The 16607-nt window shown below is 58.3% G+C and carries 14 protein-coding genes; 11 read left to right on the top strand and 3 right to left on the bottom strand.

Going from position 1 to position 16607, the window contains the following annotated elements; all coding sequences use genetic code 11:
• Positions 1–170: 170 nt before the first annotated feature.
• The 8 genes from arsC (at position 171) to Q0U90_RS02295 (ending at position 9562) form a co-directional block, all read left to right on the top strand.
• Positions 171–515, top strand: a complete 345-nt coding sequence (gene arsC, locus Q0U90_RS02260) for an arsenate reductase (glutaredoxin) (RefSeq protein ID WP_297451086.1) — start codon at positions 171–173, stop codon at positions 513–515.
• Between the two features lie 197 nt (positions 516–712).
• On the top strand, positions 713–2107 hold the full coding sequence (locus Q0U90_RS02265; RefSeq protein ID WP_297451088.1) for an MFS transporter: 1395 nt from the start codon (positions 713–715) through the stop codon (positions 2105–2107).
• A gap of 145 nt (positions 2108–2252) precedes the next feature.
• Positions 2253–2420, top strand: coding sequence for an antitoxin (locus Q0U90_RS02270; protein ID WP_297451091.1), 168 nt, complete (start codon positions 2253–2255; stop codon positions 2418–2420).
• A gap of 374 nt (positions 2421–2794) precedes the next feature.
• Positions 2795–3892, top strand: a complete 1098-nt coding sequence (locus Q0U90_RS02275; protein WP_297451093.1) for an iron ABC transporter permease — start codon at positions 2795–2797, stop codon at positions 3890–3892.
• Positions 3889–4758: an ABC transporter ATP-binding protein gene (locus Q0U90_RS02280; RefSeq protein WP_297451096.1), complete on the top strand. Its 870-nt coding sequence runs from the start codon at positions 3889–3891 to the stop codon at positions 4756–4758. The genes Q0U90_RS02275 and Q0U90_RS02280 overlap by 4 nt, the downstream gene beginning before the upstream one ends.
• Before the next feature lie 69 nt (positions 4759–4827).
• A complete protein-coding gene (locus Q0U90_RS02285; RefSeq protein WP_297451099.1) occupies positions 4828–5868 on the top strand; it encodes an ABC transporter substrate-binding protein in 1041 nt (346 codons plus the stop codon).
• Between the two features lie 117 nt (positions 5869–5985).
• Positions 5986–7716, top strand: coding sequence for an ATP-binding cassette domain-containing protein (locus Q0U90_RS02290; RefSeq protein ID WP_297451101.1), 1731 nt, complete (start codon positions 5986–5988; stop codon positions 7714–7716).
• 1 nt (position 7717) lies between these two features.
• Complete coding sequence (locus Q0U90_RS02295) at positions 7718–9562, top strand: ABC transporter ATP-binding protein (RefSeq protein ID WP_297451103.1); 1845 nt, start codon at positions 7718–7720, stop codon at positions 9560–9562.
• Between the two features lie 51 nt (positions 9563–9613).
• On the opposite strand, the gene Q0U90_RS02300 is transcribed toward Q0U90_RS02295, so the two are convergent.
• A complete protein-coding gene (locus Q0U90_RS02300) occupies positions 9614–10909 on the bottom strand; it encodes an alpha/beta fold hydrolase (RefSeq protein WP_297451105.1) in 1296 nt (431 codons plus the stop codon).
• A 15-nt stretch (positions 10910–10924) separates the two neighbouring features.
• Positions 10925–12019 (bottom strand): trimeric intracellular cation channel family protein, encoded by a 1095-nt coding sequence (locus Q0U90_RS02305; RefSeq protein ID WP_297451107.1) that lies wholly within the window; start codon positions 12017–12019, stop codon positions 10925–10927.
• 57 nt (positions 12020–12076) lie between these two features.
• Between Q0U90_RS02305 and Q0U90_RS02310 the strand changes: the two genes are divergently transcribed.
• Both Q0U90_RS02310 and Q0U90_RS02315 read left to right on the top strand, forming a co-directional pair.
• Positions 12077–12685, top strand: coding sequence for an HD domain-containing protein (locus Q0U90_RS02310; RefSeq protein ID WP_297451110.1), 609 nt, complete (start codon positions 12077–12079; stop codon positions 12683–12685).
• Between the two features lie 67 nt (positions 12686–12752).
• Positions 12753–13361, top strand: coding sequence for a histidine kinase (locus Q0U90_RS02315; RefSeq protein ID WP_297451113.1), 609 nt, complete (start codon positions 12753–12755; stop codon positions 13359–13361).
• Positions 13362–13385: 24 nt separating this feature from the next.
• Here Q0U90_RS02315 and Q0U90_RS02320 read toward each other — a convergent pair whose 3' ends face one another.
• Positions 13386–14711, bottom strand: coding sequence for an MFS transporter (locus Q0U90_RS02320; RefSeq protein ID WP_297451116.1), 1326 nt, complete (start codon positions 14709–14711; stop codon positions 13386–13388).
• A 142-nt stretch (positions 14712–14853) separates the two neighbouring features.
• Between Q0U90_RS02320 and Q0U90_RS02325 the strand changes: the two genes are divergently transcribed.
• The gene (locus Q0U90_RS02325; RefSeq protein WP_297451119.1) at positions 14854–16599 is read left to right on the top strand and encodes an ABC-ATPase domain-containing protein; all 1746 of its coding nucleotides are present in this window, start codon (positions 14854–14856) and stop codon (positions 16597–16599) included.
• The last annotated feature ends 8 nt before the right edge of the window (positions 16600–16607 follow it).

A 16607-nucleotide genomic window follows, 5' to 3' on the forward strand; every position in this document is an offset into this window, starting at 1 on the left:
CGGCTATTTTTCAACTCATTGAACTTTAATGTTTCAATGGTTCGAATTTGTGGAAATTGGGAATCAACAAGCTTGGTTCGCACGCCACTGCGGCATATTTTTGACCAGCATTTTCGACCGCCACACCACAGCGACCACCAACACTCCATAACTTCAGCCAAGATGGAGACATGGAAGCAAAGATTTATCACAACGCCCGCTGCTCAAAGTCGCGTCAGGCTCTCGCCGCATTGCGTGAGGCCGGTATCGAGCCAGAAATCATCAAGTACCTGGATACTCCCCCAACTAAAGACGAGCTGCGTTCACTGATTGAGGCCGCCGGCCTGAACGTCATCGACGCTGTGCGCACAAAGGAAGCGGAGTTCAAGGAACTGGGACTCTCCAAGGATTCCAGCGACGAAGAACTCCTGGATGCGATGGTCTCGCACCCACGCCTGATTGAGCGCCCTTTTGTCGTCACCAATAAGGGGGTAAGGATGGCGCGCCCCACCGAGGCTATTAACGACATTCTCTAGGTAGCGACAAGCATTAATTGCTTTTACGCCAACCTCTCTCAAAGACCTCCAAGGCCGGGAGGTTACCACCCCGTTAATAGGGACTGAAGTCGCTGTAAACTTGCCGCTGAAACGATAAAGCTCCCCGCCTGCTGCCCTAACCACCCGCACAGGTTGCATTAGAGGCAACGGCGGCCTTCAGCGAAAGGACTGTCATTATGAGCAGTCAGAGGCTCGGCTGGCTCAGCGCACCCGGCCCAGCAGCTCCCCTCCCCGAGGAAAAGATTGCCCCGACCTACCGGACCTGGCGATTCAACGTCTTCATGGGCATCTTCATCGGCTACGCGGGCTTCTACCTCATCAGAAATAACATCCCCCTGGTGTCCGCTGTGCTGGAAAAGCACGACCTACTCGGTGCAGCCGGAATTGGCATCGTAGCCAATGCAGTGCTGTTCTCCTACGGCCTATCCAAGTTTTTCATGGCAATGCTCTCCGACAGAGCCAATGCCAGGTACTTCCTCCCACTTGGCCTAGCACTGTCCGCGGTCGTAAACCTCTTTGTTGCGTTCGTCCCAGCAATCAGCGCCTCTGTTGCAATATTCGCGACAGTCATGTTCATCAATGGTTGGTTCCAAGGCATGGGCTGGCCTCCCTCTGGACGTGTTGTCGTCCACTGGTTCTCGACATCCGAGCGCGGCACTTTGATGTCGATCTGGAACACTGCCCACAATGTCGGCGCCGCCGTCGGCGGCGCTCTGGCAGCCTGGGGCTTGCATTCGTTCGCCACTTCCGACGCCGACTGGACTCCCGCATTCTGGCTACCGGCAATTGTCGCGCTCGTGATTGCCGCCATCGCATTCCTGCTGATTCGAGACAACCCGCAATCCATGGGTCTGCCTCCGGTAGAGGAATACCGTAACGACCCGGACAAAGTCGAAGGAACTAATGACGAGGCACAAGAACCCTGGTTCACAATCGTCAAGAACCATGTTCTTACCAATCCGGTTATCGTCATGCTGGCGCTGGCCAATGTGTTCGTCTACGCACTCCGTTACGGAGTTCTTAACTGGATTCCGATTTACCTGACAAACGAACTGCACAAGACCAATGTCACGGGCGGAATCATCGGATTCATGCTCTACGAGGGCGCAGCAATTGTTGGTACCCTACTGTGCGGATGGGTCTCCGACAAGGTCTTCAAGGGTTGGCGCTCAGGCGCCGGCATGCTCTTCCTGGTTGGCACCGGCATCACCATTTTCGCATATTGGCAGCTACCCGCCACGGCACCATTGTGGATGTTCTACGTGCTCATCTCCCTGATCGGCGCACTCATTTACGGTCCGATCATGCTCATCGGACTGCAGGCCATCGACCTCTCGCCTAAGTATGTTGCGGGAACCGCAGCTGGTTTCACTGGATTGTTTGGATACCTTCTCGGCGCAACACTCGCCTCCACTGGTGTCGGCCTCTTGATCGACTTCGCAGGCTGGAATGTTACATTCGCGACCCTCATTGGCGTTGTCGCTATAGCGTTTGTCCTGATGATTTTCGTCGGCAAGTACGAGCGCGAGGTCATGCACAAGGCAGATGAAGCCCACACCAAGACAGCTTAATAGCTGTCGGTCACGGTGTTGCTGATTGGATGGCTGAGTTGATTCGTGAGGATAGTGCGGTCGCGAGGTCACCAATTCATCGGTACACTCTATGTCACAAACGAAAAAGAGCCAGAAGACATTACAAATGGAAGGAGTCTCAACCATGGGACTTATGGACAAGGCCAAGGACGCACTGAACAACGAAGAGAACACCGACAAGGTTCTGGACAAGGCTGAGCAGATTGGCAAGGACAAGCTCGGCGAGGACAAGGCAGACCAGATCAAGAAGGTCCGCGACATGGCGGATGAGCGTCTGGGCGACGAAAAGTAAGCTACAGAGCTTCAGCTTCACACCCCGCGTTAGCACCCTGTATCCACAGGGGAGCTGACGCGGGGTTTTTGCGTTCCCGGGTTTAGTAGCAAAAAATGTGTCTTATTCAAGGCATTCCCGCAGGTCAAGTCACGTAAATCGCGCTCGGATAGGAGCCTGGCCTGTTCAACGGGCTGCAAATGTGAAACTGTGTAAGTTTATAGCACTTTGAAGCCATTTTTCGGCCCATTTTTGACATAAGCGGGGTCAGTAACTCGCATCGACCCAACGCCGCCAGCCATAAACGCAGTCACTAACCCGCGCCCCAAGGGCTCCAGCACCCCACACACCCATCTTTATTGACAATTGTTTTCATATTGTCCATCATTAACCAAGTGAAAATTATTGTCGATAGAGCTTCTCCCCCACGCACTCGAAAGCAAAAACTCCGAGCCCGGCTCTTCGGCTTCCTATTTTTCCTAGCTGTCCCCGCCACAATCCTCCTGGCAATCTCCATCGGCCCCGCAGGAACAGGTCTCAGCAACGGCATCGTCGCACTGCTCACTCCGCTCACGAATGCGCTTGGCGACGACATCTCAGTCTCCAACCACCTTCTGCCAGAGATATCCCCTGCTACGCAGTCACTTGTCTGGAGTATCCGTCTGCCCCGCGTCCTCCTTGCGGGACTGGTCGGCGCATCTCTTGCGGTCGCTGGCGCGACTATGCAGGCGGTCTTTCGCAATCCGCTGGCGGAACCCGGTGTTACCGGTGTCTCGTCCGGTGCAGCGGTGGTGGCAGTCATCCTCATCGTGACCGGCGTGGCTGCAAAAGCGCCGTGGGTTCTCTCTGCAGGCGCATTTGTTGGCGCATTACTCGCTGTCATTTTTGTCCAAACCGTCGCTGGCCTCAACGGCGGCAGCGGCGCCACTCTATTGCTCGTCGGCATTGCTCTCAATGCATTCCTCGGCGCGGTCATCGCCGCTACCATCGCGAATGCGCCACACAGCGATGACGCTCAGCAGGCAATGTTCTGGCTGAACGGCGATTTAACCGCTGCGAATTGGCAGGACATTGCGCTGGCAGTCGGACCCATCATCGTCGGCACGGCCATCTTGATGATGCTCATTCCCGAGCTCAACCTGCTCCTCCTCGGTGAAGAACAGGCCGCGGCCACCGGCATGCGCACAGTCTGGATACGGCAACTGCTGCTCGCCCTGGCAGCTTTGGTCACGGCAGCAGGAGTCGCTGTCACCGGCGTCATTTCCTTTGTCGGGCTGGTCGTCCCCCATTTGATCCGCCTCATCATCGGCCCTGATCACCGGAGCCTGCTACCGATTTCCATGTGCCTTGGCGCAGTGTTTCTCATTCTCGCCGACCTCATCGCGCGCAGCCTCTTTTCCCCAGTTGCGCTACAGACCGGAACGGTCACCGCATTCCTCGGCGCACCTGCTCTGCTCGCACTGATTCTCAGGCAGGGTAGCCGCCAGCGATGAGTAAGAAGACACAAAACCTCAGCGACCAAGCCGCTCAAGACGCTAAGCCAGACACCGAAACCAGCGCACTACTGCGAGCCACCGACCTCAGCGTCGGCTACCGCCATCGGACCGTCGTAAGTGGCGTTGATCTCAGCATTGAACCTGGCGAAGTCCACGGGATTATCGGCTCCAACGGCACTGGAAAATCGACCTTGCTCCGCGCGATGGCGGGAATTGTGGCACCGAGCTCGGGACACGTTGAGCTCCTCGGCACTCCTCTGACGAAGCTTCGCGCCCACGAACGCGCCATGCGTTTGGCTTATCTACCGCAGCACACACCGGCCGACGCAGCTATTGACGTGCGAACTGTCGTGACGCTGGGCCGGTACGCACACCACCGTCGACGTGACCGTTTTCGCAGTGCGCTCAGCTCCACGGACCACGACATCGTCGCCTACGCCCTCGACCGCGTTGGTGTCGCCGCACTCGCCGACCGCCCCATCACGGCCCTGTCCGGCGGGCAGCGGCAGTTGGTGTTCATCGCAAAGCTGTTGGCGCAACAGGCCAAAGTCATGCTTTTCGACGAACCCACCGCGGCCTTGGACCTCGGGTTTCAGCTGGAGATCCTCGAGCTCCTCGGCGAGCTTGCCGACGAGGGCCACGGTATCGGCGTCGTCCTGCATGACCTCAACCTCGCGGCCCGCAGCTGCCACCGGCTCAGTGTGATTCATAACGGCGGATTGGAAGTCACTGGCTCCGCCGAAGAAGTGCTGACGCCTCACCGAATAGATGCGATTTATCGCATCGCCAGTGCTGTCGATACCGATCCACATACCGGTTCAGTGCGAGTGACGGCGTTGGCGCGGGCTCGTCCGGCTGTCTGATTCCAGCTAGCGCTAACGCACCCGAAGAATTCCCAACAATAACTACTCAACAATCAAGGAAGTACTTTCATGTTTTCACCAACTTCTCCTGCCTCAACGTCTCCTTCCTCCGCTTTGAAGCGAAACTCTAAAAAGACCTTCGCGCTGCCGTTGATTGCAGCGCTCCCACTCGCTGCGGTGGTCGCCTGTTCTTCTTCGGAGGAGGCGTCGCAGCAGCCGTCGTCAAGCGAAACTACGACGAACAAGCAGGCGCAGTGGCCGCGGACTGTGACCGTCGGCGACCACGACGTTACGGTGCAGAGCCAGCCGAAGCGCATCGTTGCACTGTCGACCGAGGTTGCAGATCTGGCGCTGGAACTGGTTGGGCCAGAGCGAGTCGTCGCGGTGACGAAGAACGCGCTCGATGAGACCTCTGGTAATCAGGTGGAGCTGGCGAAAAAGGTACCCAACTCGCTTGCCAATTCTACGAAGCCGGATCCGGAGCAGATTTTGTCCTATGAGCCGGACATGGTGTTGATGACCAGCCGTCATGATCAGGAGCAGTCGGCAAGCAAGCTGCTCGGCGCCAGCGATGTTCCGACCGCAGCATTTTCCAGTAGTGATTTCGCGTCACCGAAGGCACTGGCAGAGTCGGTGACTACGCTCGGCAAGCTGCTCGGAGCCGAAGAGAAGGCAGCTGAAATGGTTGCCAAGATTGAATCGGAAACTGACAAGGTTCTTTCGGAAACTGATTCCACCGCTAAGCCAAAGACGCTGGTTCTCTTTGCCCGCGGTGGTCAGAAAATGATTATGGGAATGCAGTCGGCGACGACGAATCTTGTCGAATTGGCCGGTGGCGAGCCAATTTCGCCAAAGGGCAAGCGTCCGGGTGCCGTTCCCGCTGATCCGGAGACCATTGTGCAGCTGAACCCGGACGTCATTTTGATCCAGGATTTCCACGGCCAGGGCAAGGCACCATTCCAGGAGTTGCTGGATAATCCGGCGCTTGCCGACGTCGCTGCGGTCAAGAATGATGGAGTGCAACTGATTGATGCGAAGACGACCTCTGGCACCGCCGGAATGCACATGCCCGATGGACTGCGTGAGATTGCTGACGCGCTGGCTAAATAGAAAATAGGTTTTCACGTCGCTATGTGGATTCATGAAGCACTGACTTCCCCACCCCGCGGAATGCACTGGGTTGTGTTATCCAGCTGGGGTCGGAGCTTTTTCTTCGCTCTCAGCGCTGTGTCTCTTGGGAACGCGCTCGATGCCGTAATTAGTTTGCATGGTGTCACGGACGCCAGTGGCGGCACCTGGTTTGGGCAGTGGGGACTTCATGAATCCCTGGCCGCTGCAATTGTGGCGGTCATTCTGGGAAGCCTCTGTGCCTTCGTCACCGAGGCACTGCCACCCAGGCTTGCTGGTGAGCAGGAAAAACTGTGGCGGTCCCATGTGGTTGGCAGTGTGCTGAAGCCGGAGTTTTCCGCTCCTAAGCAGGCTCCGAAGCACGCGCATGGACGAGGGCACGGCGCCGGGAAAGCTGGTCACGCACACCGAAGCGCCTCCAGCACTGGCGAGGGCCTACTCTTCGATGCCGCGACCACAAGCGTCGAACAGACCGCGAATTACCGAGCGACATTTCTCGCTCCCACGTTGGCCTCGTTTAGTACACCACTGATCATTTTGGCGGTCTGGGCATTGTGGGTGGATGCAAATACCGCCTTGTGGCTGGCAGTATTTTTCATTTCCACGCCGTTGATCATTGTTGGCGCTGGAAAGATTCTGCGGAAATCCAATGCGACGTATCGACGAAAGCAAGCACAGGCCACGCATGCCTACTTGGAAATGCTCGAAGGGCTGGGCACCTTCAAAGTGCTGGAGGCAATTGACCGGGTCATGGCGCGCTTCGCCAGCCAAACTCGCACCGCCATGGCTGAGCTCACTGCCCTGCTCGCCCGCAATCAGCTGATGATCATTGTCAACGACGCGGTTTTCGGCATTGCAATGTCGACGACCGCAATCGGCCTTGTCCTACTGCGTTTGCAGGCAGACGCAATCAGCGTGGGCACAGCTTTCGCAGGTATTTGTCTAGCCGTTTTGCTCTACGAGCCCGTTAATCGCGTCGGCCGCACTTTCTATATCGGACTCGGTGGGCGCACGCATCGAAATGGAATTGTCGAGCTATTCGGCGCACCTGCAGCTGACGCGCCCACGGACGGCACTCACGCAGACGTAACAGCGCATTCCACCAAAGCCACCGCACCGCACGCACCGGAGATTTCCCTCCGCAATCTGAGCGTTGACATCGGCGAAAAGCGCATTCTCTCCGATATCAACCTGACAATTCCAGCCGGCAGCAGAGTCGGCATCGTTGGCCCCAGCGGTTCCGGAAAGAGCACGCTGCTGCGTGTACTGGCAGGTCTGCAGCCGCATTCCGGGGAAGTCTGCCTCGACGGCCACGCGCTTTCAACCCCTGAGTTGCTCGCCAACTCGCTGCTCATCTCCCAGCAGCCAGCTATTTTCGGCACCACCGTCGCGGACAATCTTCGCATCGCATGCCCGGACGCAACGGCCGTCGATATGCGAAAAGCACTTCGCGACGTGCACTTACTCACTGAAATCGAGCAGCGCCCTGGTGGTCTCGATTCGGAGGTCGGTGATCAGGGCAATTGGCTCTCAGGCGGGCAACGACGCCGCCTGGCCATTGCGCGTGGTCTGCTCGGCGCCGCGCCGATTGTGCTTCTCGACGAGCCAACAGCGGACATTGATCGTCGGACGGAAGGTCTCATCAAGGAATCCTTGACCCGCCTTGCTGAAGGCCGAACGAGCATCATGGTCGCTCATCGGATGGAAGCACTATCGGATGTTGACCTGGTCATTGTCGTCGCTGAAGGCCGCATCGTGGCTGCGGGCAAACCCGAGGAACTGAGCACAAGCAATGAGTATTACGCACGGGCGCTGACCGAGGAGAGCTGACATGAACAACATCATCTGGTTGCTGCGCTTTTCCGCACAGGCTCGCGGGGCGCTCAGTGCATCTATCCTCGCACGCGTGGCTGGGCATATTCTTGGGGCATTGATGCTGGCCGTGCCTGCCTGGGCAATTGCCACAATTGCGCTGTCGAGGTGGGACGCAACCGACTCGTCGCAAAGCATGAGCATGCAGTGGACATGGGCGGTCATCGGCGTGGTTGCGGGGCTGGCGCTGTTGAAGGCGATTCTGCGGTATGTCGAGCAGTACCTCGGGCATTTGGCGGCATTCCGGCTGCTTGGCGAGCTGCGGCTGTGGATTGTCGAGCGCCTAGTCCCGCAGGCACCTGCAGTAACCGATGGACTGGGTACTGCCAGAATTCACACAATTGCGATTCGTGATGTCGACCGTGTGGAAGTCTTCTTCGCGCACACGATTGCGCCTGCGGTGACGGCCGTGCTGATTCCTCTGCTGGCGGTCGTGACAGCAGCCTTGACTGCCGGAGCACTGCCTGCGATTGCTCTGACGCTGACCTTTGCGGTTGGCTTTGTGATTGCACTCGCAGGCGCTAAGAAGGCGACGACGGAGGCTTCCGCAACAAACTCCACACGCACGAACATTGCGCAGTACATTGCCGATACGCTGCGACTTCGGGAGGAAATCCTCATCTACGGCGCAGCCGAGCAGCGGCTGCGGGGACTACGCGAGCTCGACGAGCAGCTTGCTCAGAAGATGCGCGCAGGCGGCACGCGGGCGGGACTGCGCTCTGGCGCGACCGGACTTCGGATTTGGGGCGGCAGCATTGCCGTATTCTGTGCTGGCATCCCGGCGCTTTCAGCCGACTACCGTATGCTCCCTGCTGTTTTGGTGACGACGTCCCTGGTGGCGGGAACTGCTTCATCAATGGATTCAATTGAACGGTTGGCGTCTTCTCTGCCAGCGGGACTCAATGCAGTCACTCGGATCAGGGAGCTGGCCGCGCAGCCGCCGACCGTGGAAGAACCGGAGCGGCCGGCACAGATGGAGTTGCCGAAGCAGCCGGAACCGCGCCACGCGCAGGGCGCCCGCGCTAACATCGTCGACTCAGTCCCTGCCCTCGAACTGAGCGATGTCAGCTACCGCTACCCTGGCGCCGATAACCCTGCACTGACCAAGATCAATCTGCGCATTGCCTCAGGCCAGTTCATCGGTGTGGTCGGCCCAACTGGTTCGGGCAAGTCCACACTCTCCCGGTTAATCCAGCGGCATGTCGATCCGGACTCCGGTGCCATCATCATCAATGGCCACAATGCCCGCGACCTCGGCTCAACCGATGTCTGCCGAGTGGTTGTTGTCGCAGATCAGAATCCCTTTCTCATGGAGGCCACGATCGCTGAGAATCTATGTCTCGGCGCGCCTGATGGCTGCGAGGTTCCCGAATCACTGATGCACTGGGCGCTCGAACTCGCCGCCATCAACCCTGCTGAGATGCCGCTGGACAGGCCCATTGGCCGCCGCGCGCAGCGGCTCAGCGGTGGTCAACGCCAACGTCTGGCGCTGGCTCGCACGTACTTACGCGCGGCACTTGCCGACGGTTCCGTGCCCAACACCCCGGGCGCAAACCTCGGCGGAAAGATTGTCATCTTCGACGAAGCTACCAGCCACCAGGATCCACTGACGCAGGCTCGTATCGTCGACAATGCCCGCGCATGTGGCGCGACCTGCATCTTCATTGCACACCGTCTTCAGACTCTGGTCGAGGCCGATGACATCCTGGTCATCGAAAACGGCCAGCTCATCGAACGCGGCACGTATGACAACCTCCTGAACGCAGACGGCGCCTTTGCTCGACTGGCGCGTGCCGAGGTCTAGACTCGGTCTAGCTCTCCGCGCAGGTCTTCCGCGGCACTCGGATACTCGCGCCTAGTGATCTTCGACGAGCTCGCGGAGCCGTGCGAAGATGGCCGAACCATCGTGGCGAATACCGTCATGCTGGAATGCATTGGTCACATGTGGTCGCAGATCTCGGTAGCTGTTGGCTGTCTCCATGGAGTACTCGAACGGTACGAAAATGTCATCGAGATAAACCGCGGCTGCCGAGGTTGGGGCGTCGGCAAGCAAACGCGCGGAATCATACGGTGAGCTTTCCCAGGTGTGCTGCGCCAATTCTTCGGCTTTTTCCTTGAACGGAATAAGCGCGGAATCTTCGTCGAATTGCCAGGGGAAAATGTGCTCGCCGGTGAGGTAAAACGGCTCGTCTCCTGCGGGATTGGCGTTTTCTTCGAAACCTAGAATTTCCTCGCGAATGCGGTGTGCCGCCCAATTCGTTGTGGACTGGTCCCCGACACCGCCATAAATGGATTCGTGAATCGCGGCGTATAGCGGCCCCTCGGCGAAACTCACGCGGGAGCCGACATCGGCCAGAAAATCAGTGCGCAATTGCTTTTCGCCATTGCGAATGTGGAACGGCTCTTCCAACAAATACGCCAGGTTGTGGAATCCATCTCCACGACCCAATTCAATTCCGATGGTGCGGAATCGGCGAGAACTCAGGCGCTCACCTGTGGGGAGAGTTTCTGCAGATTGCTCCAGGTGCGCGCAGATTTCTCGAATGCGGTTCTCAGCCCACGGGTATTCACGATAAAAGCGTTCATGCCGGGTGCGCAGCTTCGCATATGTCGTGCGATAGAGGTCATCAGCGCCGCAGTCCAGAACAGGCAAACCACCTGTGAGATAGGCATGTTCCACCGATTCCGGATAGCGACTGAGATACGAAGTAATACAAAAACCACCAAAGGACTGGCCATACAGCGACCATTTCTCAATGCCCAAGTGCTTTCGAAGTGCTTCCGCATCTTCGACGATGTATTCCTGACGCAATTGTGCGAGCCGCGCAGTCGGAATATCCGCAATATTGGCCGCATCAATTCGATGCGAGCGCCCCGTGCCACGCTGATCCAGCAAAATGACGCGGAATTCCTTTAGTGCCTCGCCAATTACTCCATTAGCGCCCACCGGACGCGGCGCCGGGAAGCCAGGGCCTCCCTGCAAATAGACAATTGCCGGCGCATTCTCATTTCCAGGCGCATAAATTTCTCGCGCAAAGAGCTCAAATGTCGCGGCATTCGCAGCTTCGGTAAAAGGATCCCAGGGAACCTCAAGGGTGTGTTCCTGAATAATGTGCCCAAAATGCCTGCTTGCAGTACTCGTCGATGCCATGTCTCTACCGCTCCTCTAATCCCGCTGCTCGTATTTCTTCATTAGCTTTGCGACGAGCAAATCGGTCGCCTCATCGTCAGCGAGAATTTGATCCAACATCTCCCGGTATTCCCGTTGCCGCAGTGCAGTATCTTCCCCGTAATCGTCATAGGAATCGCCGGATAGGTCCACACCGAAATCGGATTCGTCGCTTTCCTCTTGCACGGTCTCCTTTTGTGCCGTCGGTATCTGCAGGTCCGCTGGGAAGTCCGCATTGAACTCCTCCAGGAATTCCTCCGCGGTGGCCTCTGCGTCGGAACGCGATACTCCCCTATCGACCTCAGCCTGAATGCGACGCTGCAGCGCCTTTTCCATCTGACGGTGACGCCAACTGCGAAGGCGCGCGGGCTCGAAGCGTCGCCCGACCTCGCGGCTCTTGCCCTCTGCGCGACGTGCGAGGACAGCAATCTGCGCCGCGGTGTCGTTCAGTGGCGCCCACTCCGAGCGTGCCGATACGCGCCAATTACCCCAGTACCCGAGTAGCGAAAGCAGAATGCTGACAACGGGGCCGACGACCATAGACACGGCCAAAAATCCGAGATGGTGGCCTCCGATGACAATGATTGCGCAGGCCACTGCGGGGATGACCGTGGGCTGGTTGCCGCCGAATACAGCGGGTACTCGCCCGGTTACGATGTCACGAATCATGGAGCCACCAGTGGCGGTGAAAACGCCCATCATGATGCACGGCAGAATGGGTAAGCCATACGTGACACCTTTGACCGTTCCCGTAGCGGCCCAGAGCCCCGAAACCACGGCGTCACCGTGGACCTGGACATATTCCCAGGTCTTTCCTTTGAAATAGAAAAATCGCGCGATAAGCGCACCAGTAAACGCCAGGATTAGGTACTCCGGCTGGCTCATTGCGGCGACGGTGCCTTGGTTAATCAGAACGTCGCGAATCATGCCGCCGCCCAATGCGGAGAACAGCGCAATAAAGAAGAACCCGATAATGTCGTAGCCTCGTTGCCGGGCGATGGTGCCGCCAATGATGCCCATGAGCAGGACACCACTGACATCGGACCACCGGTACATCGACTCGATGAGCGGATCTACTTCTGCGACGTTCATGATGTTCAAGCTTAGACGCTGCTATTTTTCAAGCATCAACGAAAGGTCGGGATACACATGGAAAACGCTGACACCTTTGCTTTGGCACGCCCCAGCGACAGGCTCATGCGCGGCATAGCAACTGCTTCCCGCGCGCACGATGGACACTACCGAAAGGGCTCTGGCGTTCCCTATATCAGCCATCCAATGGCGGTGATGTTGATTGCGGCGAGCGTGACTAACGACGAAGACGTGCTGTTGGCAGCCCTTTTCCACGACATTTTGGAAGACGTGCCGGAGAACTACTCGCGTGCAGAGATGGAAGATGAGTTCGGGCCTCGCGTGGTTGAGATCGTCGAGGGCGTCACCAAAGACTCTTCCCTGCCCTCGTGGCAGGAGCGTGCCGATGCCTACCTGGAGCAGCTTTCTCATGGCAGCGAGGAGTCCCTCATCGTGGCCGCTGCGGATAAGTTCCACAATCTCAGCCAGACTCTGGAGGATTTAGACCGCGATGGCCACGCTCTGTGGGAACGCTTTCGTTCAACTCCGAGCCAGCAACTGTGGTGGTACACAAGCGTCCGCAACGTGATTGCCGAACGACTGCCCGACATGCCTTTGCTAGCGGACCTGGGCGTTCTTATTGAGAAACTAAGAACCTGGGTAGAAAATACTGAAAAGTCTGTTTAACGGTAAGCAACGCCAACTAGATGACCGTAGGGTGCAAAGTAACTGCTTTCTAGCTTGGAGCTAATCCATGAACACACAGAAACCTCGACTGCTTACGACGGACACCCTGGTAGTTCAAGAAACGCGCACGGTAATGCGCAGTGAGTACTCCATTTTCGATGAAAACGGCACCGAAATCGCCCAGATCACTCAAGCGGGCCCCCTGGGCAAGCGCATGTTGGGCATCGATATCCAATACGACGTCTTCGATGTGGACAAGAACGGCGAAAGGGGCGACAAGCTGCTCACCCTCACCGACCCATCGAGCGCTTTCGGTGTTACCTACAAGGTACTCACACCCAACGGCGCTCAAATCGCCACAGTCAAAACCAAGCGATTCAGCTTAAAATCACGGCTCACGTTGTCTGTCAAAGGGCTTTCCGACGTCGATGTTGACGGCGGCTACCGTGGTAAAAATTACGCGCTGACCAGCAAGGGACGCCCGGTAGCGAAGATTGACCGGCAGACTCGTGGTCTCAAGAGCGCAATATCCGGCAAGGACACCTACGCCCTGCACTTGGAGCCGAGCTTGAGCGATGAGACTCGGGCAGCGGTCATTGGTACTGCGCTGGTTATTGACATTGTCTGGCGTAAGACCAATGAGGCGGTAGCGGTTAGCGCGACCGCGGGAGCCTAGGGCTCCTACCGCGAGTCCTTCCAGTTAAAGCGTCACCTTGTGCGGCGCCGAGACTTCCTTCAGCCTGCTGGACATAGCGACACCAACCAGCCCCATTAGCGCCAGGAAGATCAAAGCTGCCGCAGGGCCAAAGCTGGCGATAACACCCGAAAGCGCACCGACGATGAGCAGGACAACGCCCATGATGGTGTTGGCCGCTCCGACATACTCGGTGCGCTTGTCACCTTCTGCCATGTCCACAACATAGGTCGAACGCGCCACGCGAACACCCGCGTGGACGACGGACATTGCAAAGAAACCGAGCGGGAAAATCCAAGCGTTCGCACCGGCGGAAAGCCAGTGAGCACTTGCGACCAACAAAAAGAGAACAATCGAACCGACCAGCGAAGAATAGGTCAACACCTTCTTCGAGGATTTATCCGACCAGATTCCGGCGACTTTTCCACCAACCAAAGAGGCGAAGCCTGCGGCGAGCATGAAGATACCGACATTGGCGCTTACTCCTCCGCCACCACCATCAGCTGCTTCCAGATCAGCACCTACCTGCGCACTTAAGGTCACAATAAACGACGTAGACAGTGCTGTGACCAGCAAGAGGCTTCGGACAATCACAAAGTCGCGGAAGTTCTTATCCTCTGCAAAGAGCCGCCAGGTGTCCTTCCACCAGGTTTTATTCGGTTCTTCCTTATCCCCCTCGTTGGTGGGCTCAACAATTCCCCGGAAAATCACAACCGCAACCACCCACGACAGTGCCGCAACAAAAATGAGGCCCGCCACGATTGGTTTGGTGACGTTGTCGCGGATGATCCACAACACCGCACCGACAATAATTGCGGCGACACCGCCCAACATCGCAGCTCGGCCACTAATCTGCCCGCGCTGCCCCTTCGGAATCGTGCGGCCCTGGACATCCTTTGAGGCCATCGAGCACAGGGCTCGGGCCGTCGCAAAGCCTGCAAGCGCGATGATGACAGCGACGCCGAGCGCCACACCTTCGAGGAACAACGCCGCCAGACCAATCAGCGCTGCCGCGACCGCTTGCCCCAACGCGCCGGCAATCCAGACGGTGGTGCGGCGAGACCGAGACTTCACCCACGGGGTGAGCGCAGCCTGCGGAAGCATCGAGCCAGACTCGCGGATTGGCACGAGCATGGCGATGAAGAAGCCCGGCGCACCAGCAGAATGCAGCAGCCATGGCAGCAGCGTCTTGGCTGCCACAATCTGGTCGCCGATATTCTGCAGACCGTTCGCCCAGACATAGCGCTTGGCGTTCGAGCGGGCATGTTTCTGCACTAACTCTGGGTTGTCCCCTGCGTCCGTGGGTGTGGCGGCTTCCGAGCTATCAGTCATACCTTTCACGCTACCTGCCTGTGGCAACAGCGCTACCGCACGCGACCGTCTGCCCAGGCCAATCGAGGAATGGATCGCGCCTATCCTCTCTGCCGCTACACTCGCGGGAAGAACACCCAACTAACCCAACGAAAGTAGAAATATGCCCGCTGACCTTTATCGACGTCTTTCCAACCTCGATGGCAAGAGCTACGGTGCATACAAATCTCTGCGTGGCTCTCACGAGCTGCCGGACCTGGACGCGACGCTATACATCGACAAGGTCCAGTCCGACCCCTACGCCCCGGCATCGCGGGCTCGTGTCCAGATTCCACTGTCAGTGCTGGACTATCGCGGTGCGTCGCGGTCACAACCGGGCAGGTTCAGCAGGGCTGAGCTCGATTTGCTGAACCGCCGCCTCGTGCGCGCTTGTAAGAAGTATGGCCGCGGGCTGTTCATTGATTCTCCAGGCCAGCAGGTCTTGCGCCGAGCAGCTGTCGCTGAGCTCCGTGGGGATACGCATGGCGTCGATAAGCATGGCGATGTCCTACAAATCTGCCTGGAAATCCAACTGCCCGCACGCGGTCGGCGCATTATCGGGCGCGAGGCGGCGCGCTTGATCTGTGAGGATCTGTTGGACGCGCTTGACGACGCCATCGTGAACGCACCCATCGATGCGCTCGAGGCAGCCGCAGAATTGGAGTATGACCAGTGCTTTTTGCGCCGTGCGGTGGCGGACGCGGACCTGATTGGGTTTGTGGCAGACGGTGCGGTGTTGCCTCGGCAGGCGGGCAATAGCCAGTTGCCGAAGCCCGGCGCGACTGCGTTTAGCGCGCCGGAATCGTTGCAGCACAGTTTTCAGCTGCCTTCGGGGAAAACGGTGCACGGCATGGGCATTCCGCGGGGCGTGACCTTGATTGTCGGCGGTGGCTACCACGGCAAGTCCACGCTGCTGTCCTCTCTGGTCACAGGCGTGTATGACCATGTCGCTGGCGATGGCCGCGAGTTCGTAGTCGCCGATGAGACTGCGGTTGCGCTGCGTGCCGAGGACGGCCGGGCCATCACTGGTGTGGATATTTCGCCGTTTATCAACGGTCTTCCCTCCGGTGATGACACGACTCGGTTTTCCACGGCGAACGCATCGGGGTCGACCTCCCAAGCTGCGGGTCTGATGGAGGCGCTGGGTGCCGGCGCGCGCGTGCTGCTCATCGATGAGGACACCTCCGCGACCAACTTCATGATTCGCGATGAGCGCATGCGCCGCCTCATCCCCGATGACCGCGAGCCGATTACTCCACTGGTCGCGCGGGTCCGCGAGCTGTGGGAGGACCACGGCATCTCCACGGTCATCGTCGCTGGCGGTTCTGGCGCATTCATCGATGTCGCGGACACCGTGATTGCTATGGATGCGTACACGCCTTACGACGTCACCGAGCGCGCCCGTGAACTGCGCGAATCTGCCACTCCGGCTGCGCCATCGCCAGCTTTTTCGCAGATCGGTGAGCGTTTATTGCGGGCTGACTTCCCTGCCGGTGGGAGCCGTGGTGGTCACCGGCATGGCGGTCGCGGTGGTCGTGGCGGTCGCGGCGGGCGCGGTGCGAAACCACCTAAGCCACCGCGTGCTCGTGGTCTGGAGCTGATTCAGGTGGGCAAGGACAATCTTGACTTGCGCGCTGTCAGCCAATTGATGGATTCCTCCCAAACAGAAGCCATTGCCCGGATTCTGGGGGCCGTCGTCAAGCAGCTCGATGGACGTACTGACCTCACCGAGCTTATCCAGCGCGAATACGACAACTTTTGTCATTCGCTCTTCGACGCGACAGCTGAGTTCACCAACTCTGGTCATTTGGCCGAGCCACGTGTCCAAGAGGTTGCGGCGGCAATCAACAGGCTTCGGCTCTTGCGGTAGCGAGCCGA

Source organism: uncultured Corynebacterium sp., from assembly GCF_946998835.1.
In the GTDB taxonomy this organism is placed as follows: domain Bacteria; phylum Actinomycetota; class Actinomycetes; order Mycobacteriales; family Mycobacteriaceae; genus Corynebacterium.

Excerpts from the sequence above, each read along its gene's own strand:
- Q0U90_RS02305 (WP_297451107.1), bottom strand. The coding sequence starts at position 12,019 with ATGAACGTCGCAGAAGTAGATCCGCTCATCGAGTCGATGTACCGGTGG.
- Q0U90_RS02325 (WP_297451119.1), top strand. The coding sequence starts at position 14,854 with ATGCCCGCTGACCTTTATCGACGTCTTTCCAACCTCGATGGCAAGAGC.
- Q0U90_RS02300 (WP_297451105.1), bottom strand. The coding sequence starts at position 10,909 with ATGGCATCGACGAGTACTGCAAGCAGGCATTTTGGGCACATTATTCAG.
- Q0U90_RS02310 (WP_297451110.1), top strand. The coding sequence starts at position 12,077 with ATGGAAAACGCTGACACCTTTGCTTTGGCACGCCCCAGCGACAGGCTC.
- Q0U90_RS02295 (WP_297451103.1), top strand. The coding sequence starts at position 7,718 with ATGAACAACATCATCTGGTTGCTGCGCTTTTCCGCACAGGCTCGCGGG.
- Q0U90_RS02280 (WP_297451096.1), top strand. The coding sequence starts at position 3,889 with ATGAGTAAGAAGACACAAAACCTCAGCGACCAAGCCGCTCAAGACGCT.
- Q0U90_RS02315 (WP_297451113.1), top strand. The coding sequence starts at position 12,753 with ATGAACACACAGAAACCTCGACTGCTTACGACGGACACCCTGGTAGTT.
- Q0U90_RS02285 (WP_297451099.1), top strand. The coding sequence starts at position 4,828 with ATGTTTTCACCAACTTCTCCTGCCTCAACGTCTCCTTCCTCCGCTTTG.
- Q0U90_RS02270 (WP_297451091.1), top strand. The coding sequence starts at position 2,253 with ATGGGACTTATGGACAAGGCCAAGGACGCACTGAACAACGAAGAGAAC.
- Q0U90_RS02320 (WP_297451116.1), bottom strand. The coding sequence starts at position 14,711 with ATGACTGATAGCTCGGAAGCCGCCACACCCACGGACGCAGGGGACAAC.
- arsC (WP_297451086.1), top strand. The coding sequence starts at position 171 with ATGGAAGCAAAGATTTATCACAACGCCCGCTGCTCAAAGTCGCGTCAG.
- Q0U90_RS02265 (WP_297451088.1), top strand. The coding sequence starts at position 713 with ATGAGCAGTCAGAGGCTCGGCTGGCTCAGCGCACCCGGCCCAGCAGCT.